This is a genomic window from Celeribacter sp. PS-C1 (assembly GCF_019429625.1).
Taxonomy (GTDB): domain Bacteria; phylum Pseudomonadota; class Alphaproteobacteria; order Rhodobacterales; family Rhodobacteraceae; genus Celeribacter.
The window spans coordinates 389985-410407 of sequence record NZ_JAHXRW010000001.1 but is presented as its reverse complement, the minus strand read 5'-3'; the positions used below and the strand labels follow the sequence as shown (position 1 = coordinate 410407).

Annotated in this window: 23 protein-coding genes; 5 read left to right on the top strand and 18 right to left on the bottom strand. The window is 58.7% G+C overall.

Annotation, left to right across the window (positions count from 1 at the left end; all coding sequences use genetic code 11):
- The first annotated feature begins 125 nt into the window (after positions 1–125).
- From J5Y17_RS02030 to J5Y17_RS02020, 3 genes are all read left to right on the top strand, one after another.
- Positions 126–749 (top strand): TetR/AcrR family transcriptional regulator, encoded by a 624-nt coding sequence (locus J5Y17_RS02030; protein ID WP_219783525.1) that lies wholly within the window; start codon positions 126–128, stop codon positions 747–749.
- Positions 746–1048, top strand: coding sequence for an I78 family peptidase inhibitor (locus J5Y17_RS02025; RefSeq protein WP_219783524.1), 303 nt, complete (start codon positions 746–748; stop codon positions 1046–1048). The genes J5Y17_RS02030 and J5Y17_RS02025 overlap by 4 nt, the downstream gene beginning before the upstream one ends.
- Before the next feature lie 293 nt (positions 1049–1341).
- The gene (locus J5Y17_RS02020; RefSeq protein ID WP_219783523.1) at positions 1342–1698 is read left to right on the top strand and encodes a DUF2794 domain-containing protein; all 357 of its coding nucleotides are present in this window, start codon (positions 1342–1344) and stop codon (positions 1696–1698) included.
- A gap of 1 nt (position 1699) precedes the next feature.
- Here J5Y17_RS02020 and J5Y17_RS02015 read toward each other — a convergent pair whose 3' ends face one another.
- From J5Y17_RS02015 to J5Y17_RS02005, 3 genes are all read right to left on the bottom strand, one after another.
- Positions 1700–2527 carry an NlpC/P60 family protein gene (locus J5Y17_RS02015; RefSeq protein WP_219783522.1) on the bottom strand — a complete coding sequence of 276 codons (828 nt, stop codon included), beginning with the start codon at positions 2525–2527 and terminating at the stop codon, positions 1700–1702.
- Entirely contained in the window at positions 2524–3906 is a 1383-nt protein-coding gene (locus J5Y17_RS02010) for a M17 family metallopeptidase (protein ID WP_219783521.1), read from the bottom strand. Before J5Y17_RS02010 ends, J5Y17_RS02015 begins: the two co-directional genes overlap by 4 nt.
- A gap of 111 nt (positions 3907–4017) precedes the next feature.
- On the bottom strand, positions 4018–4362 hold the full coding sequence (locus tag J5Y17_RS02005) for a hypothetical protein (RefSeq protein ID WP_370628820.1): 345 nt from the start codon (positions 4360–4362) through the stop codon (positions 4018–4020).
- Positions 4363–4561: 199 nt separating this feature from the next.
- Between J5Y17_RS02005 and J5Y17_RS02000 the strand changes: the two genes are divergently transcribed.
- The gene (locus tag J5Y17_RS02000; RefSeq protein WP_219783519.1) at positions 4562–5209 is read left to right on the top strand and encodes a carbonic anhydrase; all 648 of its coding nucleotides are present in this window, start codon (positions 4562–4564) and stop codon (positions 5207–5209) included.
- Positions 5210–5239: 30 nt separating this feature from the next.
- On the opposite strand, the gene J5Y17_RS01995 is transcribed toward J5Y17_RS02000, so the two are convergent.
- The 6 genes from J5Y17_RS01995 to J5Y17_RS01970 all read right to left on the bottom strand — a co-directional run bounded on the left by J5Y17_RS01995 (position 5240) and on the right by J5Y17_RS01970 (position 10750).
- A complete protein-coding gene (locus J5Y17_RS01995; protein ID WP_219783518.1) occupies positions 5240–5545 on the bottom strand; it encodes a hypothetical protein in 306 nt (101 codons plus the stop codon).
- A gap of 34 nt (positions 5546–5579) precedes the next feature.
- Complete coding sequence (locus J5Y17_RS01990) at positions 5580–5804, bottom strand: hypothetical protein (protein WP_219783517.1); 225 nt, start codon at positions 5802–5804, stop codon at positions 5580–5582.
- Between the two features lie 387 nt (positions 5805–6191).
- Positions 6192–7847 (bottom strand): DUF4139 domain-containing protein, encoded by a 1656-nt coding sequence (locus J5Y17_RS01985; protein ID WP_219783516.1) that lies wholly within the window; start codon positions 7845–7847, stop codon positions 6192–6194.
- A gap of 124 nt (positions 7848–7971) precedes the next feature.
- The gene (locus tag J5Y17_RS01980; RefSeq protein WP_219783515.1) at positions 7972–8184 is read right to left on the bottom strand and encodes a hypothetical protein; all 213 of its coding nucleotides are present in this window, start codon (positions 8182–8184) and stop codon (positions 7972–7974) included.
- A gap of 329 nt (positions 8185–8513) precedes the next feature.
- Positions 8514–9536 carry an aspartate-semialdehyde dehydrogenase gene (locus J5Y17_RS01975; RefSeq protein ID WP_219783514.1) on the bottom strand — a complete coding sequence of 341 codons (1023 nt, stop codon included), beginning with the start codon at positions 9534–9536 and terminating at the stop codon, positions 8514–8516.
- Positions 9537–9607: 71 nt separating this feature from the next.
- Entirely contained in the window at positions 9608–10750 is a 1143-nt protein-coding gene (locus J5Y17_RS01970; protein ID WP_370628819.1) for a capsular biosynthesis protein, read from the bottom strand.
- A 393-nt stretch (positions 10751–11143) separates the two neighbouring features.
- On the opposite strand from J5Y17_RS01970, the gene J5Y17_RS01965 reads away from it, so the two are divergent.
- Positions 11144–11389: a hypothetical protein gene (locus tag J5Y17_RS01965; protein ID WP_219783513.1), complete on the top strand. Its 246-nt coding sequence runs from the start codon at positions 11144–11146 to the stop codon at positions 11387–11389.
- A gap of 68 nt (positions 11390–11457) precedes the next feature.
- Here J5Y17_RS01965 and J5Y17_RS01960 read toward each other — a convergent pair whose 3' ends face one another.
- The 9 genes from J5Y17_RS01960 to J5Y17_RS01920 form a co-directional block, all read right to left on the bottom strand.
- On the bottom strand, positions 11458–12162 hold the full coding sequence (locus J5Y17_RS01960; RefSeq protein ID WP_219783512.1) for a YjbF family lipoprotein: 705 nt from the start codon (positions 12160–12162) through the stop codon (positions 11458–11460).
- Between the two features lie 5 nt (positions 12163–12167).
- The gene (locus J5Y17_RS01955) at positions 12168–14312 is read right to left on the bottom strand and encodes a YjbH domain-containing protein (protein ID WP_219783511.1); all 2145 of its coding nucleotides are present in this window, start codon (positions 14310–14312) and stop codon (positions 12168–12170) included.
- Positions 14313–14419: 107 nt separating this feature from the next.
- Entirely contained in the window at positions 14420–16267 is a 1848-nt protein-coding gene (locus J5Y17_RS01950; protein ID WP_255571798.1) for a nucleoside-diphosphate sugar epimerase/dehydratase, read from the bottom strand.
- Positions 16268–16431: 164 nt separating this feature from the next.
- Positions 16432–17046, bottom strand: coding sequence for a sugar transferase (locus tag J5Y17_RS01945; RefSeq protein WP_219783510.1), 615 nt, complete (start codon positions 17044–17046; stop codon positions 16432–16434).
- Positions 17043–17924, bottom strand: coding sequence for an NAD(P)-dependent oxidoreductase (locus J5Y17_RS01940; protein WP_219783509.1), 882 nt, complete (start codon positions 17922–17924; stop codon positions 17043–17045). The genes J5Y17_RS01945 and J5Y17_RS01940 overlap by 4 nt, the downstream gene beginning before the upstream one ends.
- Positions 17925–18016: 92 nt before the next feature.
- Complete coding sequence (locus J5Y17_RS01935) at positions 18017–18853, bottom strand: energy transducer TonB (protein ID WP_219783508.1); 837 nt, start codon at positions 18851–18853, stop codon at positions 18017–18019.
- The gene (locus J5Y17_RS01930) at positions 18850–19281 is read right to left on the bottom strand and encodes a biopolymer transporter ExbD (protein ID WP_219783507.1); all 432 of its coding nucleotides are present in this window, start codon (positions 19279–19281) and stop codon (positions 18850–18852) included. Before J5Y17_RS01930 ends, J5Y17_RS01935 begins: the two co-directional genes overlap by 4 nt.
- A gap of 5 nt (positions 19282–19286) precedes the next feature.
- On the bottom strand, positions 19287–19664 hold the full coding sequence (locus J5Y17_RS01925; RefSeq protein WP_219783506.1) for a biopolymer transporter ExbD: 378 nt from the start codon (positions 19662–19664) through the stop codon (positions 19287–19289).
- Between the two features lie 3 nt (positions 19665–19667).
- Positions 19668–20348 (bottom strand): MotA/TolQ/ExbB proton channel family protein, encoded by a 681-nt coding sequence (locus J5Y17_RS01920; protein WP_255571797.1) that lies wholly within the window; start codon positions 20346–20348, stop codon positions 19668–19670.
- Positions 20349–20423: the final 75 nt, after the last annotated feature.

Sequence of the window (20423 nt, the reverse complement as noted above, 5' to 3'; positions counted from 1 at the left end):
TGAGATTGGCATTACAACCTTAGATGACGGGGCAGGCCGCATGACAGAGTATTCTTCATTGCAGGTTTTTCACTGGCCATAATTGGGAACCTCGCACTAAGATCGAGCCATAGAAAGAGCAAAGCATGGCACATACGACCCTCGGCATCAAAAAAGGGCGCAAATTCGATCAAGTCATTGCAGGCGCACGCACTGTGTTTTTGCGAGACGGCTATGAGGGCGCCTCGGTCGATGACATCGCCCGCGAGGCTGGCGTGTCGAAAGCCACGCTCTATAGCTATTTCCCCGACAAACGCGTGCTATTTCTGGAAATAGCAGCCCTCGAAACCCGACGGCAAGCAGACGCGCAGGAGGATCGGCTGGACATCACAGACCCGCCAGAGGTCGTTCTGCCCGCGGCGGGCCGCAAAATCATTGATTTCATCCTGTCGGATTTCGGAATCGCCGTGTTTCGCATCGCCGTCGCCGAAAGCGCGCGTTTCCCGGAGATCGGTCAGAAATTTTACGACAGCGGGCCGGGACTGCTGAGGGAGAGGTTGTCGCAATATCTTGCCAGTTGCAGCGCTCAAGGTGTCCTAAACATTGACGATCCAGAGCTGGCCGCGGAACAATTCGCCGAACTGTGCAAGGTGCACCTGTTCCCCGCCCGCCTGTTCCTCGGTCGCACAGACGTGGATGAGGCAGAGCGAAACAGGATCATCGACAGCGCTGTCGCCCTGTTTTTGGCCCGATACGGAACCCGCTCATGATCAAAACACCTGCCCGTCTTCTCGTTCTCTCATTTTGCGCCCTCATGGCCTGCAAAGACGAGGCCCCCGCCTCAGAGGATCGCGACCCTGCCATTCCCTCCCCAGACGATCTTAGCTGCGCCACAGATCTGATCACGCCGTTGATCGGAGAGTTGCCCGCAGTGCTCGACACGCTCGACATTCCGGAACCTGTCCGGGTAATCCGCCCTGGTATGGCCATGACCGAAGACTACCGCCCCAACAGGACAAATATCGACATCGGACGCGACGGACGAATTGCCCGCGTCTGGTGCGGCTGACACCAGCACCATCAAATCTGCACATAAAGGAAAAGCCGAGACAGTGGAGCTGCCTCGGCCTGACAAGTTGGTTTAGAGCGAGATCCCCGGCGCCACGAACTGGGTGGGGGCTGTTAAACCGCGGCACCGGGGCAAAGCGTTCTCGCTCTGACATTCGTTATGTCGATTCATCCCGGCCAAATGAGGAACCCAACAAGAAAAAACGTGGGCCATTTTGCGCCCAGAATAAGGCGCCTCTCGCCTTATGGTGGAGTTCTCTTGATTTACTGCACGATTGGCCCCACTCTTACCTTATGACCATACAAACGCCGACGCCCTTTCCGGGCCAACCGCAAGCTCCACAAGCTCCTGACAAGGTCGTTTTCGACCGGCATGAGCTTGGCGCGATCATGGGACTTTATGGACGGATGGTTGCCGCTGGAGAGTGGCGCGACTACGGCATGTCCTTTCTCAAAGAAGTGGCTGTATTCGCAGTGTTTCGTCGCACTGCCGAGCACCCTCTCTATCGCATCGAAAAGCGTCCCAAACTGCGGGGCAAACAGGGGATGTATGCGGTGATCGGCATGGACGGGCAGATCCTCAAACGAGGTGCGGATCTGCGCACCGTGCTGCGGGTGTTCGACCGCAAACTCATTCGCGCGGTGGAGTGATCTAGAGTCTCCGGTGGGCGGTCACCGGCCCGTCACCCTGCGCCTCAATCCGGGTGATCGCCCGCGCGATCGGCTCATAGGCCACCGCCATGTGATGCGCATTGGCATGGATCAGCACCTCGTCATCGACACAGATGGCCACATGGCCCTTCCAAAACAATAAATCGCCGCGCTGATAGCCGCCTGTAGCTTCAGCTCCGAGGCTCTGCTGCATATCGCTATCCCCGGGACAGGAAATGCCACAGGCCAAAAGCCCCGCCTGAACCAGACCAGAGCAATCAATCCCAAAGGCGGAGTTCCCGCCCCAAAGATACGGCGTGCCGAAGAACAGCTGCGCGATGGTCACCGGGTCGGCGAAAGGGCGTTCGATGGGGCGAATATGGGGCTTGGGGACGAAAAGCGTCTCCGTTCCGTCGCCGCTCGCGACTTCCATGAACTTATGACGTTCATCGACGACGCGAAGACGCGCTCCAAAGGACAGGCTGGTGACCTCCTCAGCTTTGAAAGAATCGGTCGGGTAAAGATGCGTGGCGCGCACCGAAATCAGGTGCGTTGCAACTTGATCCGCGCCAAGCATGCTCTCATCGACATAACCGACATAGCCATCGCGCAGGGCTACGCCAAAGGCCCAGCCTTCGCGCCGCTCCAAGACATCAAAACCCTCACCCCAAAGCAATTGACGGTCGCGCTTGCCCTCGGGGCTGGCGCGCAAATCTGCCAACGGCACAGAGACAATCATGCGCTCAGGCGTCACGACGGCCTGCCCCTCTTGGGCAAACCCATCCAAGGCCACACGCGTGTTGGCGGGGGTCAGACGACGATCACTCACAGTTTCAACAGTTCCGGCAAAGCCGCAAGAATCGCCCGCGCCCCCTGCCCCACGCCGCCTTTCGGACGCGCCGGTTTGGCCGAAGGATTCCAGCCGTAAATGTCGAAATGCATGTAGCGCGGGGTCTCAGTCACGAAACGCCGCAAGAACAAAGCGGCTGTAATCGCCCCCGCCATGCCGCCCGAAGGCGCGTTGTCGAGATCGGCGATCCCCGGTTCAATCATCGGCTCGTAGGGCTCCCAATAGGGCAGTTGCCAAACCGGATCGGCAACAGTCATCGCGGCCTTAGAGAGCACACCTGCGTCGGCCGCATCTGTGGCAAAGAACGGCGGCACATCGGGACCAAGCGCCACCCGCGCAGCACCCGTCAGCGTCGCCATGGAGATCACCAGATCGCTCGGGCTTTCATCGGCCAGCGCGAGAGCATCGGCCAGAACCAGACGCCCTTCGGCGTCGGTGTTGTTGATCTCGACCGTCAGACCTTTGCGCGAGGTCAGGATGTCTTGCGGGCGGAAGGCAGAGCCATCAACCGCGTTTTCCACCGCTGGGATCAGCACGCGCAGTTGCAACGGCAAGTTCAGCGCCATGATCATTTTCGCCAGCCCCAAAACCGTGGCCGCTCCGCCCATGTCCTTTTTCATCAGCCCCATGGAAGCGCCCGGTTTAAGGTTCAGCCCGCCGGTGTCGAAACACACCCCTTTGCCAACGAGCGTCAGCGTTGGGCCAGCTTTGCCCCAGCGCATGTCGATCAACCGCGGCGCACGCGGCGAGGCACGGCCCACGGCGTGGATCATCGGGAAATTCTGATCCAAAAGATCGGCGCCGCTGATGACAGACATCTCCGCAGCATGATCTTTCGCCAGTGCGACTGCGGCAGCTTCCAGCTCCGCAGGCCCCATGTCATTGGCGGGTGTATTGATCAGATCGCGGGTGAGGGATTCGCCTGCTGCAATGGCCTCAAGCCGTGCGGCATCGGCACCTTCGGGAGCTATAAGTTCGGCCTCGGGTGCGGGCTTCTTCGCGTAGGTATCAAAGACATAGCCCGCAAATAGCCATCCCAAAAGCTGCTCGTCCAGCGCTGCCCCCGCAAGGGTCGTTTCCAGGTGATAAACACCTTTCGGGAGAGATTTCCGCACGGCCCCCAGCGCGAATCGTCCACGCAGCCGCTCCTTGTCAGGCCCGAGCCCCGCCACGGCGCCAGCAATGCCAGAGGCCCCCGGATAGGTGCAAACACTTCCTGAGGCTGCGGTAAATCCCTGCGCCCTGATCCAATCGGCTTGCGCCGGGTCGAGACCGGCCAGCGTGTCGTCGAGCTGGTCTGGCGTGATGAGATGAAGCGGAAGGGAAGCGCTGCCGGAGGCGGCAAAGGAAAGTGGCATCGAATAGGGCCTTTCTTGAGGATCGCCCCAAGAGTAGCCCATCCGATGCCACCTGCAAGCTGGTTCCAAGCACCTTTTGGCACCACATGAACCAATTCTTTTTGATCCCCCTTAAAGCGAGGCGCCCTGAAGGTCCCAAACCGCCAAAAGGGAATTTTCCCCGATCCGCATGAGACGCGCGACACAAGCTGCAAGCGCCGTGCTGTCTTCCGTCAGCGCCAGTGTTTTCACGTCTTCGGCCACCTGTGCAAAGGTGACCATGCCGATCTGCTCCGAAATGGCGATCATCGAACGTGCAGCGCGCTGCATCTCCTCGAACTCACCTCTTTTATAGCTGCTTTCGACCTTCGATAGCCGAACCGCCAACTCCTCCATCGCACGGGACACAACCCCGTCCGCGCCGGACGTCCCTAGCTGATCATAAAGCTGATCCAAACGGTCTCGATCAACATTCACCGACCCATCAGGTCGCAACCTTGCCACCACCATATCAATACCCCAATTTTTCCTGCGCCCCACGCGCTGTGTGTTGACCTTGCCCGATCAGCCTCAAGAAAAGGTTTAATCGAAACAGGTTTTTCACTCGAATTCCTCGAAAACTCTCATTACATTCGCCGAGATTGTCCCTGACCTCCACAAAGTGAGTTACGCAGCGATGAAATACGCAAAACCTCTCCCGAACTATATGGTGCAACGCTATCAAGGCTGGAAAGCCACCACATTTTCGGAAAACAAGTCCTGGTATCGCCGTCTGGCAGACGAAGGACAACGTCCCCGGGCGTTCATCATTTCCTGCTGCGACTCGCGTGTTCATGTGACATCCATTTTCGGCGCGGATCAGGGCGAATTCTTCATTCACCGCAATATCGCCAACCTCGTGCCGCCCTTCACGGACGACGGCGACCACCACGGGACCTCCGCGGCGGTGGAATATGCCGTCACCGCACTGAAGGTCGCTCATATCGTCGTGCTCGGGCACTCTAACTGCGGCGGTGTGCAGGGCTGTTACGACATGTGTTCAGGCAATGCGCCGGAGTTGGAGGAAAAATCCTCCTTTGTCGGTCGCTGGATGGACATCCTCCGCCCTGGCTACGAACGCGTCCTGCAAATTCCGGAAGATCAACGCAAACGCGCCCTCGAGAAAGAATCCATCCTTGTGTCGCTCGAGAACCTGATGAGCTTCCCCTTTGTCCGCGAGGCCGTCGAGAAGGGCGATCTCACCCTTCACGGGCTCTGGACGGATATTGGCGAGGGTGATTTGCATCAATACGATCCCGAAACGAAGTCGTTCCTGCCCGTTTAACCTATCGGCCTGAGAGCATCAAAACGACCTTTAAGCAACCAGGTGCAGGACGTTTTCAACGGCGTCCTCTGCCGACACCGCATGCTCTTCCGTCAGAACGAGCGGCGTATTGGCCACATTTTCCAAGCGCGGCGCGTCGATCATCGCGCCGGATGTGATAGACGCCGAGCGGACAAACATCGGCTTGCTCACCTGCGTGATGATGTGATGGCTGCTAGGCCGTGCGGTCATGGCGGCGTCTTCCATATCTTCGGGAAAGAACATCACGGCACCGCTTTGATGCAGGTTCAGCGCGATGATGCGGCCTTGGCGGGCTTTTTCGAAATAGTCGGTCATGGGTTCGTCCTTTCTGTAAATGTAATGATCCGGGTCAGGCGGCTTTGGCGTCGTGAGACGCGCGCGCGCCGAGATCTGGGCGGTAATCCGGTGCAGAGTGATGACCTCCGAGAAGAATGACGTTCGAACGTCGCGCTTCGCGGGTGAGATTATGGTTGGCCGGGCGGCCTGCGGCATCGGCGGCGGGCACGTCCCAGTTGAAAAGGAGCCCACCTTTGGCCTCGACAGGTTGACCTGCAGTTCTCATCAGCTTGATCATGTTTCCATCCTTTCGTCGCCAGTCGTTCCGATCCTTCGGAACCCTTGAGATCATGGGAACACGCGCGGTCGTTCGGCGGAAATGGAGCATGGAAACAATTTGAGATATTTGCGATTTTTCTCGCAGATGCACAGAAAATAACTATTAAAAGTCAAAGGGATACCGCCCCCCAAACGAGGCGGTATCCAAAAGTTAAAATTCTTAATATCTCTTAAAATGTGGTTAATTTGTCTTGAGACCCATGACCGCGATCGGACCCTCCTGCGGCAGCTTTATGACAGGCTTAACAAAGCCTTAAATTTCCCGAATCGCGGGCGCCCGAACACCGCGTTTAAGGCAGTGGGGCACCCGCAAAAATTGTAGGCTACGCTCGGCGCAGGACCGCGCTTACTGCAGCATCTTGCCCTCCGGCCAACGGAGGTTTTCGCTCAGGCTGATCTCCTGACTTTCGCCCGCATCAAGGTCGAAATGCCAGGCCAACACGCCACGTTTGTCCTCCACGCCCTCGACGTCCGGCGAAGGCGAGGCGGACCATTCCACTTTCAACTCGTCCTGTTCAGACACGGAGACCCGATCCAGAACCTCGATCGGCCAGCTGCGCGCGGTCAGGTTCGCGACCTCAATCCGCCATTCCGTTTCCGTCTCGTTGGATTTGGAGATCATGCCACGGTCGCCCTCGTTGCGGGTCAACAGCACGCGCTCCACCGAGATGCCATCCATAGGCCCAAAGGCCAGCTCAGCCTCCTCCCCATCGACCAACGTGTCGAGCGCCGCTTCGCCGAGGCTCACCCCGTCGCGGATCAGCTGCACCTGACCTGGCACCAGCATCTCTCCGGTCTCATTCGTGAAGGACGCCATGAGATAGCCCGTCTTCTCATGCAGCGGCACGGCGCGCACGAACACCTCCGGCGACAGATCGACGGTGGCCAGAGCAAACTCCACCGCATCGTCGCCCGAATAGAGCGTTGCCGGCGTCGGGTAGCTGTAGGTCTGGCTCAAACCGGAGAGGTTCGCCTGCATGGTTTTCACCATCACCGGCGATTCCACAACGGGGGCCGCGTAGCCATCCGACTCCATTTCGTCACTGGCCATACTGCGCATCAGCGGCTCAATCGGACGCGGCTCATAGACGCGGCGGATCAGCGGATAAACCTCGTGCGGGACACTGCGCCGTGTCGGGTCGTCCGTAGCGAGGGTCAGCGCGACATCGGTCCAAGGCTCGCCGGTGTCTTGCATGGCGACGACCGAGCGCGTGAGCGACAGGGTGCTGTCCTCCGTGTTCAGGCGCGCAGTGTACCGAGGCTGCCAATGGGCCTGATCAGCCATATAGGTGAAACGGACCTGCACCTCCCCGGACTGCTCCATCGTCACAGGCAGGGTGATGGAAATGCGGCTGTCGTCAGACGGTACCAACAGCTCAAGCGCCTTCATTGCCTCCGCCAGTTCTGTCTCCAGGTCTTCCAACGCCTCTTCGGCGGCCTCAGCCCGACGTTCCGCATCCTGTTGCGCAATTCTTGCCGCCAGCGATTCTTCACGGATCATCCGCGCGGTCGCAGCACTTTGCTCGGCGTCCTTCCCATCTTTCAGTCGCGCGAGGTAGGCAAGCGTGTCGTCCGCAGCCTCGGCCTCGAACCCGATTTGCGCGATTTCGGCCCGTCGATCGTCAATCTCATCCTCAAGCGCCTCGACACGGGCCCAAGCAGCTTTCTCCTCCTCCGAACGAATGAGCAGCGCCTCAGAGATTTCTTCGATTCCATAAGCCACTGGGCCAAGTTCGCCCCCCTCGACACGGATCTGCATGTTCCGTGCGATCTCTTCGTAGGAATAGCGGGTCGGAATGTCGGCAAAGACGATCTCATGCGCGCCTCCGGGCAGGGACACGGTCGCATCGCGTGTGATCATCGCGCCTGACGGATAGAGAGTGGCCTCGGTCACAAGGCTGCGCGCCTCGAAGCGCTCTGCATAGGCCGGCAGCGCAGCCAAGGCGCTCCCCGCGAGACAGGTGACGGTCAGAATGGAACGCGTGCTAAATTTCGGGAACATGATTTCCTCCTTAAAGATCGGAGGAAAGGTCCGATGCGGGGCCGTCCCGCGCAAGGGGAATTCGGCTTCCGGCAGCCCCTGATCACCCGCGCGGCGGAACCTCGCCGATCCCCCGGTTCATGAGTCAGGCGTCGGTATTGGTCTCGCGGAGGAACCCGTCCTGAAGCTTTTCATGAAAGGTCTCACACAGGTCTTCCTTGGTGAGCCGGGGCGCGGGCTTGGACAGTTCCTCCGCCCAGTCACCCAGACGGTCCGCTGCACATCGCGATGCCCCCGCATCCGTTGTTTTCTTGTCGTAATGACGCGTCGCGCCAAGATCGATTTTCACTCGAAACATCACCCTACCCCTTCGCTGCATGGCTCTGCTGACCGAAAATAAGCATAGCAACGCCGCCGTTGCGCCGCGTGGATGATTAAAGTTTAAGATAAATGGCGCACCCACCCGGAATGGTTTCGAAATTCATTTAAATTTCAGAACCTTGAACACTTAAAAATCGAAGTTTTTCTGAGAGGCCCAAAGCGGCTGCGATCTACCTTTTACGAACACTGTTACGGCAAAGAGGCGCTTTCGTCCTCAATCAGCCCGATCTGACCGAATCGAGCCAGCAAAAAAGGGCGCCCACGAGCGCCCTTTCGTTAAGAGTTTAGTAACCCTGCTAGAGCGTCTCAGCCCTTTTTGAGCACACGACGCCCCAGAAGCTCAGCGATCTGCACCGCGTTCAGCGCCGCGCCTTTGCGCAGGTTGTCGGAGACGCACCAGAGGTTCAGACCGTTCTCAATGGTGACGTCCTGACGGATGCGGGAAATGAACGTCGCGAAATCGCCCACGCATTCCACCGGGGTCACATAACCGCCGTTTTCACGCTTATCGACCACCAGAATGCCCGGCGCGGTGCGCAGGATTTCGCGAGCTTCGTCCTCGTCGAGGAACTCTTCAAACTCAATGTTGATCGACTCAGAGTGACCAACGAAGACCGGCACACGGACGCAGGTCGCGGTGACCTTGATCGACGAGTCGACGATTTTCTTCGTCTCTGCGATCATCTTCCACTCTTCTTTCGTGTCGCCAGAGTCCATGAAGACGTCGATATGCGGGATCACGTTGAAGGCGATCTGTTTGGTGAATTTCGATGCGGCCACTTCCTGACCCGGGACATACATGCCCTTGGTCTGGTCCCAAAGCTCGTCGATGCCCTCTTTGCCAGCGCCCGACACGGATTGGTAGGTGGACACGACAACGCGTTTGATCTTGGCACGGTCATGCAGCGGCTTCAGAGCCACAACCATCTGCGCGGTGGAGCAGTTCGGGTTCGCGATGATGTTCTTGTTGGAATACATCTCGATCGCGTCCGGGTTCACTTCCGGAACGATCAACGGGATTTCCGGATCGTAGCGGTAGAGGGACGAGTTGTCGATCACGACACAGCCCGCAGCCGCCGCTTTCGGGGCGTAGACTTTGGTGGCGTCGGAGCCGACCGCAAACAGAGCGATGTCCCAACCGGAGAAATCGAAGGTGTCGAGATCCTTGGTGGTCAGGGTCTTGTCGCCAAAGCTCACTTCGGTGCCGAGAGACTTGCGCGACGCGAGTGCGGCGATCTCATCAACAGGAAACTCGCGTTCAGCGAGGATGTTCAGCATTTCGCGGCCCACATTGCCCGTGGCGCCCACGACGACGACTTTATAGCCCATTTGGGTCTCCTCATCAGTCTTAGGGTGACTGGCGCGGACCCTTACTAGAAAGGGGCTTTGGAGAAAAGCGTTTAATGCGAGCGCGCCTTGCGAGCGGCCTGAATGCATGCCTTTGCGGCAGTTTCGTCGACCGTGACGCCGCCATCCTCCCCGTTCGACACTTTCGGGAAATGCACCTCATCAAGATAATTCATGAAAGCGGCGCGCAGAGCAGGATCAAAACCGAGCGATTCTGCGCCAGACAGGGCCTCTTGCAGCACTTCGATGCCATCGACTGCCCGCACGAGACCCGGAATAGCGAAAAAGGCCTCTCCGAGGGTGATCACAGGTTTGTCGTAGAAAAACGCCTGTAGCCCGACCGAGGAATTGATGGTCAGAACGGCGCGGCTGGCACGGACCTGATCGAAGGTGTCGGTGTCATTGTCAATGCGAATACGATGACCGGAAATCTCAATCGCCCGATGCAGCGCATCTGCGAGAGAAATCTTGGCCGAGGGGTGTTCCTTGATGCGAATGTGCCAGCCTTCGGGCAGGGATGGCGCGGCCAGCGCCAGCATGTCGATCATATTCTCGACCGAACGCACCCAACCGGAAAACAATGTGATCTGACTGTCATTGGGCACTTGCAGCGGCACAAAGATGAAATCCTCCTGCGCCAAATCCGCACCTGACTTTTGCCCCACATCCGACCGGCGCGAGACCCTAGCCGTGAGGGTGTCGCCCAAAGCCCGCCAAACCTCGCCCTGACGGTCTTCACGCCCTGCAGCCCAAGCGGCATAGAACCCCGGATCGCGCGGGACAGAGCCAAGTGCGTTGACGCCCGCATGATCCAACTGCATCCGCCCGGGAAAGGGGGCAAGTTCGGCGTAAAGTGTCGGCACGCCAGCATCGCGCGCGCCCTCCATGAACAAACGCCGCGATCCGGTGACGCCGTTCCAGCACATCGCGATGGTGTCGGAGTGGCGCATGAAATAGCGGCGCGAGCCGTTATATTGAAGCCGCAGCAACACCCGCTTGAGCGCCCGTCCCAGGGCCCTTTTCGGCTGTCTTTTGGCCACGGTGAGCGCCCGAATGACACGGTCGGGAGTCTCGGGAAAATCGCGCAAAGACAAAGGGATGGTCCAAAGCGTCCGCGCACCGCCATCGACGGCCGCCACGGAGGACATAAAGCTGTCCTTTTTCTTCGTGAATCCTTTGAGATAGGTGATCGTCACGGCCCGCCCCTTGTGTCGTGTGCCTCATGAGAATTCTTCCCCGCATCTTTCGATACGTGTCACACTTTCGATCTAAGCGAGCGACAGCGTTTCGACAAGCGACGACACAGCCCGCCCTCAAATCCACAAGGTGAAATCTGCTCTGAAGTCAGGCACTTCACTTCAATTCAATTAGAAGTTTCTCTATCTTTTCGGCGCTTTGCACCGAGACTGACATCGACTTCGACAGTGCACAACAACATGTGACGCCAATTCGCCACGCTTCGACGAAATCCCGCACCCAATCGCCCGAATACAACTTAAAGGGTTTTCTGCTCTGACCACATATGCGAGGCTCATTGTGAACTTGGCCGCAAAGGTCGATTGCATCTGTCGTAATGGAGATACTTACAAATGAAAAAAGTTGTCCTTGCTTCTGCGCTCGCTCTTGCGACCGCGTCTGCATCTTTCGCTGGCGGCTATGAAGAGCCGATGATGGATGCCCCCGTCGTCGTTCAAGAGGCTTCCAGCTCCTCCGCAGGTTCTATGGGTGGCAGTGCGCTCCTGCTCCTTCTCGGCGCAGCAGCGATTGCTCTGGCACTGAACTCCGATTCCTCCGACGGGACCAGCGGCGGCGACAGCAACCCGCAGCCTGACTAAGCGTGGGTCAAAGCCCGAAGGTTTGAAGCGGCGGCTTTCGAGCCGCCGTTTTCATGTGTCGCTCCCGCTCACCATCTCACGCGGCGGAGCACAAGTTGGCCATTCTCGGCACCGGCCCATTGCACAGACTGAACCATGCGGCCCTGCGCGTCGATCCAATAGGTGTTGGTGAAGTTGAACGCATCCCTGCGGCAGGTTTCCCGCACAACTCGCGTAGAGGTCGAAATAACCCCACTCTCCACCGCCTGGGTCTCGCCCGGAACAATGGAACAGCTCAGGATCAGACGGCTGGTGCGATCCTGCCCATCCAGGAAGCGGTAAGTCTTTTGAGCCTGCCCCGCCTGACGCGCGGTGATCAACCCAGCGGCACCACCATCCTCGACCGACATCAGATCATTGCCAAAGCCCCGCGTCGCGGTCAGCATCGGGCGATCCAAACTGAGGCTCACAATATCGCGCGTCACCCATGTGGTCACACGGTCATTCTGCCCGTAGATCGACGCCATACCATAGGCCCCGGTCTTCTCCCGCAGCACAAACATCAGGGACGCATCTTCGAATTCTCTCAAGGCATTGGCAATCATGACATTGGGATCACCCGGACCGGCGGCCCCCTTGTTCCGGCCAAAAGCGGATTTGATCAGGCTGCTCACCTCATCAAGCGTGGCCTTCGTGCGTTTGGTATTCGCATCATTGCCGCAGGCGGACAGAGCGAGCCCCGACACCACCAAGAGGCCCAAAACAGCTTTGCGCAGACGCGCGGCAGTCAGCATATCTCTCATCTCCAGAACCGGCCCCAACGATCCTCAACCTCGGCCTGGCCCGCACCTCGCACACGTTCGTAAAGGCGACCAGAGAGATCAAGACGCGCGCCGCCATCGCGCGACAGCGAATTGAGATCGAGATCGCGGGTCTCAGACGTCGGGGTGCCGATGAACCAATCGACCGGCATGGAAATCCGAATACCTTTGTCAAAAGAGCCCTCGCCAAAATCCTCAAACGGCACATCGGTCAGTGTGGCATAGGCGCCAACACGCCAGCCGTTGTTAAATTCGCGGTCGATCGAGAGCGTCGCGCCCCAGTCTTCGGCCAGATAACGCCCGACATCGAGTTGACCGTGGAAGCCATTGCCGAAATCCATGTAGCCAGAGACATGGCCCGTCACCACATCGTAATCCTGAAAGCCGAAAAGGTCCTCGTAATCGCGTTGCTGAACATAGGCGATCTCAGCCCCAAGGGCGAAAGCGTTCTCCGGCTTTTTCCAAAGCACCTCACCGGCCACGCCGCCGAACATACGCTCCAGATAGCCCACGGAAACCCGCGTGAAGAGATTCTCGGCCGGATGCGCATACCAATTGGCCGCCAGAGAATTCAGTTGGAACTGATTGGAATATTTCGACGCGTTCGAGCGCACCGGAGGCAGCGCCTCGTCGTCGCCACTCGCCGTCTCCAAGTCATCGACATTGCCCGTCAGTTTCAAAGACGCGGTGCTCGTCAGCGACAGCCCCGGAGCAAATTCATAGGATAGGTTTCCACGCAGCCCCAGATCAGCGCGGATCGGGCTGTCCGGATCAAAGAGCGTGGCGCTCAGATAGGGGGTCACACTCCAGTTAAAATCCGGATAGGCGCCCTCGGCCCGGACCATCGGATCGGAGGGCAAGGCCAGCGGGTCAACAAAGCGTGCGGCGGCGAGCATTTCGCCGGCGGGTTCGAATTCAAGCTGTTCAATGGCGCTGCGGCGGATCACGGTAGATTGCACCGGCATGCCATGAACAATTTCGGTGAATACAAAGGTCTCGACCGAGGGCGGAAAAGCCCGCGTCGCAAGCCGCGACAGACGCCCCAAGGCCTGAGCATGCGCAGGGTAGCGATTGTTGCGGAATTCGATCTCGGCCTTGGTGGCGGTGAGAGACATCGCCTCAAGCGTCAGCCCCTCTTTGAGCATGGCACCCGCAAGGGCTTTGCGAATGCCCGGCGCATCGCGCCCGTCCTCAATCCAGGCCCCGGACCAACCGAGCGCATCGGCAGACCGGCTCGGTCGATGTTTCACCGGCATAGGTGCGGTTTCGATCCCGCCCGCATAGGCCGGGTTATTGGGATTTAGGTGGCCACTGATACCAAACCCGAAAGTGTCGCCATACATATAGGCCATAGTCATCGAGATATTCGGGTGAATCGCATAGGACAGCCCGATGTTATAGGGCGACGTGTGGTCCACAATACCGCGATCGGTTTCCTCGACATAGGCGTCCGATGAATATTCAGCCAAAAGCGTCAGCTTGTCAGTGAGGTCGTAGCTCACCCCCCCAAAGGCCCCGACAGGGCCGCGGAACCATTGCCCGGAGTTCAATGTGCCGCCGGTCTCGATCACCGTCTCATCACGCTCGCCAATCGACAGACCTAGAGAATTCTCGGACGCAAGCCGCCCCCACCCGAGCCCGCCCGTCACCGTCAAACGCTCGCCAATGGATTTGGTGGCCACGATGTATTCGCTGCTCAAAAGCCCGGTTCCGATGATGTCACGCAAGCCGACGGCGATCGAGGGGCGCAGCACACCTTCATCGACAATCTGATAGGACAGATCAAAGGTTCGATCCCAATAGACATCGAAATCATCGGTCAGGTCGTCTGTGCCAGTGTAGCTAAAGCTGCCGCTCAGCTTTGGCGTGATCTGGAAGGTCAGCGTGGAGCGACGCATCGGGCCAAAGCGATTGTGTGACAGACTCAGTTGCCCATTCGGCGCCATCTCCGCCGTCGGCATATCAAGCAGGCCGGGATTGCCATAAAAACCGTAGTGTGTGTCCGCGGCGTCTTGGGCCGTAGCAGAAACAGCCAAAAGAACACCCAGAGACCCTGCCGAGACAACACGCGCAGATGCCCATTGCGTCGCGTCCCGCTGTGCCGCTCGTTTCGTCTTGACCATTGCTCGGCTCCCCACCGTCTTCTTGTTTCGACGCAGGTTAAAGCGTTTCGCGTCAAAACTGAATCACAGATTTCCCGCCAAAGCCGAACAAGGTCTGGACGTGAGGTTTATGCCTCGCGCTGCACCTGCGGCGCGGGGTAACCATCCAGACGTTCGGTCACAACCCTGCGCAGCATAAGCGCATTGCCGCTGTCGATCGCGCTGTGAATTTCACGAAGCATCCCAGCGATTTCGATCTGACTGAGCATTGCCTCTTCTGCACGCAGAATTTTGGCGTGTGGCGTTTTTCGCAGGTTGTCCAAAGTAACGAACAGTTCTTCGCAAAGCTTCTCACCAGGCCGCAACCCCGTGATCTTGATCTCGATGTCGCCCTCGCCTGTTTGCGGGTTGTAAACCCGGCGCCCTGAGAGATGGATCAATTTTTGCGCGAGATGAATGATTTTCTGCGGCTCACCCATGTTCAGAACAAAGACATCACCGCCCTCAGCATAAGCCCCGGACAAAAGCACCAAGCGAGAGGCTTCGGACACGGTCATAAAATAGCGGCGCACGTCGGGGTGGGTGACTGTAACCGGCCCGCCCGCTTCGATCTGAGACTGAAACAGCGGCAAAACGGAGCCGGAGGAGCCAAGCACATTGCCGAAACGGACCATAGCAAATTTCGTCCCTGAGGCGCGTGTCTGAATATCTTGGATCACCAGTTCCGCGATCCGTTTCGTCGCGCCCATGACGCTGCTGGGACGCACAGCCTTGTCAGTGGAGACCAAAATGAATCGTTCAACGTTCTCTTCTACGGCCACATCCGCGAGGGTCTTTGTCCCGATGATGTTGTTCCGGGCCCCCTCGATCTCGTTCTCCTCGACAAGAGGCACGTGTTTGTAGGCCGCTGCGTGGATGACGATCTCGACACCTTCGCTGCGCATAACGTGCCGCAAACGCTCGGCATTGGTGACGGAACCGAGGCAGGCCTTGATCGGAATGTTGTATTTTGACGAGCGAACGCGCAGATCGCGCTCGACCTCGTAGAGGTTAAATTCACTGCGCTCGAAGAGGATAATTTTCGCAGGACGACAGTTCATCAACTGCCGACAAAGTTCCGACCCGATAGACCCCCCGGCGCCCGTCACCATGACGACACGTCCGGCGTAACTCTTTGCGACCTCAGGCGTTTCAAGATCGACCTTACCGCGCCCAAGAACCTCATGCGGCTCCACCGTGCGCAGCTTGGCATTGCCGCGATCTGCCAGAAGATCGATGAAGGAAGGCAAGATCTGAACCTCAATCTCTGCTCGATCGCACATCTCGACGATGGCGTTGCGACGCTGCCGCGCCGTGTCCGGCAAGGCGATCATCATCTTCTTGATTGAGTTGCGAAACACCTCTCCGACGAGATCGCCAGGCGCAAGAACGGGGATGCCCCCGATCTCCATGCCATGCATCGTCGGATTGTCATCAAAAAAGGCCACGACGCGCATGTCCATGGATTGGCTAAGCGCCGAGGCCAGTTGCACCCCAGCAGCCCCTGCACCAAAGATAGCGACCGTCGTACGATTGCGCATGCGCTCGCGCAGATGCCCGAGAATCGACACAGCGATGGCCCGCGCACTCACCATGCCGGAAAAGGCGAAGGTGCTAAAGATCAACACGGTTTCAATGGGCCGCGCTCCATTCAGGACCAACAAAGCCACCAAAAGCGTCATCGCCAAGGCAAAGCTGGCGCGCGCGATGTTCAGAATGTCGGTGGAATTGAGCATCACAAGTTTGATGCGATGCAACCGCAACCCAAAGATCAGCGCAGCCCCGGTCAGCAATAAGACGGGATAGGTCCAAAGCGTCGCGCTCGGCCATTGCGACAGATGGGTTCCCAGCAAGAAGAGGTTGGTGAGGGACAATGCCAAGGCGATGATCGCGATGTCTGCAACCAAAAGGGTCGCCCTGACAACTTTGTGGGGCAAGGACGTCAGTCCTACGATCAGCATTTTTCTATACAAAGCCAACTCGCTCGAAAAGTGTGATCCCGCCCCTCATATTCCCAACCTAAGATATGGACCATCGTCAAGTCCAGCAATAGTGTTCGCTTTTTGCAAACTTTGACACAACTTCAGCGAGCACGTGCCGCTCACTTGAGTTTTCGCAAAGTCCCCAGCACTGTCTTAAGGATAATCTCCAAATCTAAACAAATGCTTGAGTTCAAAAAATAGATCAGATCCAAGCGTGCTTTTCGTGGCACACATCGCCGACTATAGACCCGATCCGTCTCTTCAGAACTCTGACAGGACGCCAAAATCTTTGCTTCATGCTCATGAAAAACCAGAGACGCGAGCCCCGTCACACCCGGCCGATTGCGCAAAACCAGCACATAAAGCTCGGGAAATTTTTCAACGTAGAGGCGAAGCGGCGGGCGCGGGCCAACAAAAGACATATCGCCTTTCAGGATGTTCCAAAGCTGTGGCAACTCATCCAGACGGGTGCGCCGCAACATGGCACCCGTCTGTGTGATCCGATGATCCTTATTGCCGCCAGACACCCCGTGATCGGCGGCATTCACTGTCATTGTACGAAATTTGATCAGCTGAAAGGCACGCTCGGGCGTCTGCATGCGCTCAGATCGAAACAGGATCGGGCGCCCATCCCGCAAAAGAACCAACGCGGCAATCACCATCATGACGGGCAAAAGCAAGAGCCCGAGGACCAACGCAAATATGATGTCGAAGAGACGCTTGCCGAATGTCATTCCCGCTCCAGACAGCCCTGCCAATCCGCTATGATGTCCTCTGCACCACCACTGAGGTCAACCCCGGCACATATCTCGGCCAAAGCGGAACACTCCAGAGTGATGTTCTGATGTCCCTGATCGGTCTTTGAGCGCGCCTCCCACGGCACCTGCGCCGCATCAAGCAATGCATTCATCTCAACAGGCGACGTTCCCGCCACATTGAGACACGGAGGCAAACGCCCCTCAAAGTCGGACAAGGCTTTGAGAACCTGCAGCAAAGTCTGCGGCCCGATATAGGAGCGCCGCGGACCGGCACCGTCCGGAAACACATCGAGCGTGAGCGGCGCCCCCCGGCGCGCCATAGCGTTGCCAAGCAACATATCCGCCCCCGCGACATTGCCAATACGAAGCGCGCAGAGTTCAATCCCCTCGTCCCGTGCGCGCCGCGCTGCCAAAGCCTCCATCTCTGCTTTCGAAGCACCGTAGGCATTGACCGGATCAAGAGGCTCGGCTTCCCGAAATGGTTGCCCCTTCCCTGCGCCATAGACCGCGGAAGAGGAGGCGACGAGGACACGTGGCACACCCGCCTGGGCCGCAGCAGAGATCGCCTGTTCGACAAGAGTTATATTCGCCCGCATCGCAACCGGATCGCTTTTATCCCCCGACTGGGTCACGCCGCTAAGCACAAGAAGCGTTGAGATCGGCGCCTTGCGATTCACAGCCATGAGCGGATCGGGATCAGAGAAATCGGACCACTGAAAGCCACGCGTGTCCGCCGGAACATGCCCCCGAAACTGCCAGAGCATCGAACGATCGACAGTCATGCGTTCGGCCACACGCAACAGCCGACCAATTCGGCCGGACGCCCCAAGGAAAGCGTGGCGGGTCTCAAACATATGACGCCCCCAAAGTGATAAGCCTCTTCATCATAACGCCTTTTCAACGAAGATGAATCGGCAATTTCAACCAGAAGGATGCGAGGTAGGGCTCAATTATTGAAGGTCATCGTCTGCTGGAATCGATATACAGGGTCCGTCAGGCCCTTGGGCGCTTGCGGGAACCTCGCGCCTCTGACCGCTGCAAGGGCCGCGCTATCAAGCGCAGAAATACCGGAGCTTTTCGTCACGCTCACCTGCTGCAGCGCACCGCTGTTGGCGATGGTCAGCACCAAAGTCACGCTGCCGGCCCCGGCGCCTCTGGGCGCCCGTTTACGCCGCTCGATGCGCGAACGGATCATCGACTGCCATTTGCTCAGCGCCGATTGCCGCGCTGCCTGCGATAGGCCCGCCGCTTGCGCGCTTTGGGCCTGCCCTGCCTGCGCGCCACCACCGCTGCCTGCGGCACGGGTCGCACTACTGGTGCGTTCGCTACCTGCACGGGCTTGCTGGGTGGCCTCTGCCGGTTGAGCCTTGGGCGCCTCCACTTTCTTCGGTGGCGCGGGCGGTTTTGGCGGCGGCGGAGTGATCGGAGCCTTAGGCTCGGCAAAGCTTTCCGTCGGCTGCGGTGGCTGAACGGGCAGCGGCAGAGCCTTTTGCGACGGGGCGAGATCAATCTCCGGCAGGTCCACCCGTGGCTGCACCGGCATCACGGGCTCCTCCGGGCGGGGCATCTCAAGCCGTTCGATCGGCTGCTCAACAGGGGTTTCCCATCTGTCGACCATCGCGACCAAAGCCACGTCAGAGGCCTGAAGCGTCAAATGCGCCTCGCCGCCTGCGCCAGCGGCTTCTGTTCCTGACGAATGATCCGCGAGACTGATCGCCGCCACAGCCAGATGCGCCCCGACAGCCAGCGCGAGAAACAAAAGCCCGGTCAAAAGCCGCTTCATGGCGCACCTCCGCCTTGGCTGGTGACCAGTTCAACCTGCGAAAAGCCGAGCGCCGAGAGTTTTGGTAAAAGCGCCGCAACATCCTTGGCCGGCACCTCGCGGTCCGCATGAAGCGCCACACTGGGGCCTACACTTCCGTCGCATCCTCCATCGGCGCAGAGTTTCAGACGCTCCAATTCCAAGGCATGAAGCGCCTCTTCCGCGCCCTGCGCCTCTTGAAACGCCAAGAGACCATCGCGCCCGAGGAACAGCGGCAACGCGGCCTCGACCTCGGCCTCGACACCCGCGTCGGGCAGTTCGACCTCGATGGGTGCAGGTGGCGCGATCTGGGCGGTCATCAGGAAAAAGATCAGCAAAAGAAACACCACGTTGATCATCGGAACAACGCTCTCGGCAGGCGCTTGGCGGGGCTTGTTGGAAAAATCCATACCGCTCACTCCACCAGCACGAGGTTGCTGTAGCCCTCGGCGCCGAGCCATTCCATCACCTCGATCACCCGTTGCATCGGCACCTCTTCGTCTGCGCGCAGGATAATCATGTCTTCTGGACCGTCCATGAGGCCGGGCAGTGCCGCGAGGATGTCGCCTTCGTTGCGGGCCGCGCCATTGAGCTGTAAGGCCTCATCGCCCACGCGGATCAAACGCGCGGGGCCGGTGTAGCCGCTCGACGCGCCGCCGCCCAAGCTCAATGAGACCTGCGCGGGCGTGCCGAATTGCGAGGCCAGCATGAAAAAGACCAGAAGCAGGAACACAACGTCGATCATCGGCGTGAGCGACATCCGGTGTTTGCGCCGGGGTGCGCCGAAATCCATGGCTCACTCCGCCGCTTGAGCGACGCTCAGGCGGGAGCCGTCGACCACACGGGAACGCAGGAAGACGCGGGTCGCCATGTCTTCCAATTCGTGACGCAGGCGGTCAGCGACGGCCTCGAAGCCGGTGAAGGCGATGGAGGCGGGAATGGCGACGGCCATACCGGCGGCGGTGGTCAAAAGTGCTTCCCAAATACCGCCCGCGAGCATCGCAGGATCGGCTTTGGCACCGGCTTCTTGCAGGGTTTGAAAGGCGGTGATCATGCCCAAAACGGTGCCCAAAAGACCCAAAAGCGGGGCAATCGTGGAGATGAGTTCCAGTGGGCGCAGGCCGGTGCGGGTGCGTTCGAGGTCTTTCTTGGCCAGACGGGTGGTCTCAGCTTCTGCCGCCGCATCGTCAAAACCTGTGTTTTCATGCGCCTCGAAGGCTTCACGCAGGAACCGCGAGCGCAGGCCCTTTCGCCCAGCCAATACCTCACGCGCAGATTGGCTATCTCCTTGCGCCCAAAGCGCTAAGGCACGTTCACTTACTGCCCGGCTACGCCACGCGCCCATATAGGCCAAATCCCAGACCTTCCAAAAGATCAACGCGAGGGTAATCACCGACAGCGCCGCAATCGCCCAGATCGACGGGCCGCCTTGGGCGAGGAAGGAGAACAGAGAAGAGAAAAGAGCCGAATCATCCATATCAGTCACCATACTATGCGTGTAGCTGGCTGATCCATTCAGCTGGCGTTTGGCCTCGGATAAATTATCCTAGTC

Coding starts and splice junctions, on each gene's coding strand:
- J5Y17_RS01960 (WP_219783512.1), bottom strand. CDS start 12,162: ATGCTGACTGCCGCGCGTCTGCGCAAAGCTGTTTTGGGCCTCTTGGTG.
- J5Y17_RS01965 (WP_219783513.1), top strand. CDS start 11,144: ATGAAAAAAGTTGTCCTTGCTTCTGCGCTCGCTCTTGCGACCGCGTCT.
- J5Y17_RS01935 (WP_219783508.1), bottom strand. CDS start 18,853: ATGAAGCGGCTTTTGACCGGGCTTTTGTTTCTCGCGCTGGCTGTCGGG.
- J5Y17_RS01995 (WP_219783518.1), bottom strand. CDS start 5,545: ATGACCGACTATTTCGAAAAAGCCCGCCAAGGCCGCATCATCGCGCTG.
- J5Y17_RS01920 (WP_255571797.1), bottom strand. CDS start 20,348: ATGGATGATTCGGCTCTTTTCTCTTCTCTGTTCTCCTTCCTCGCCCAA.
- J5Y17_RS01955 (WP_219783511.1), bottom strand. CDS start 14,312: ATGGTCAAGACGAAACGAGCGGCACAGCGGGACGCGACGCAATGGGCA.
- J5Y17_RS01985 (WP_219783516.1), bottom strand. CDS start 7,847: ATGTTCCCGAAATTTAGCACGCGTTCCATTCTGACCGTCACCTGTCTC.
- J5Y17_RS02010 (WP_219783521.1), bottom strand. CDS start 3,906: ATGCCACTTTCCTTTGCCGCCTCCGGCAGCGCTTCCCTTCCGCTTCAT.
- J5Y17_RS01930 (WP_219783507.1), bottom strand. CDS start 19,281: ATGGATTTTTCCAACAAGCCCCGCCAAGCGCCTGCCGAGAGCGTTGTT.
- J5Y17_RS01945 (WP_219783510.1), bottom strand. CDS start 17,046: ATGACATTCGGCAAGCGTCTCTTCGACATCATATTTGCGTTGGTCCTC.
- J5Y17_RS02025 (WP_219783524.1), top strand. CDS start 746: ATGATCAAAACACCTGCCCGTCTTCTCGTTCTCTCATTTTGCGCCCTC.
- J5Y17_RS01975 (WP_219783514.1), bottom strand. CDS start 9,536: ATGGGCTATAAAGTCGTCGTCGTGGGCGCCACGGGCAATGTGGGCCGC.
- J5Y17_RS02030 (WP_219783525.1), top strand. CDS start 126: ATGGCACATACGACCCTCGGCATCAAAAAAGGGCGCAAATTCGATCAA.
- J5Y17_RS01990 (WP_219783517.1), bottom strand. CDS start 5,804: ATGATCAAGCTGATGAGAACTGCAGGTCAACCTGTCGAGGCCAAAGGT.
- J5Y17_RS01980 (WP_219783515.1), bottom strand. CDS start 8,184: ATGTTTCGAGTGAAAATCGATCTTGGCGCGACGCGTCATTACGACAAG.
- J5Y17_RS01925 (WP_219783506.1), bottom strand. CDS start 19,664: ATGGATTTCGGCGCACCCCGGCGCAAACACCGGATGTCGCTCACGCCG.
- J5Y17_RS02020 (WP_219783523.1), top strand. CDS start 1,342: ATGACCATACAAACGCCGACGCCCTTTCCGGGCCAACCGCAAGCTCCA.
- J5Y17_RS02000 (WP_219783519.1), top strand. CDS start 4,562: ATGAAATACGCAAAACCTCTCCCGAACTATATGGTGCAACGCTATCAA.
- J5Y17_RS01940 (WP_219783509.1), bottom strand. CDS start 17,924: ATGTTTGAGACCCGCCACGCTTTCCTTGGGGCGTCCGGCCGAATTGGT.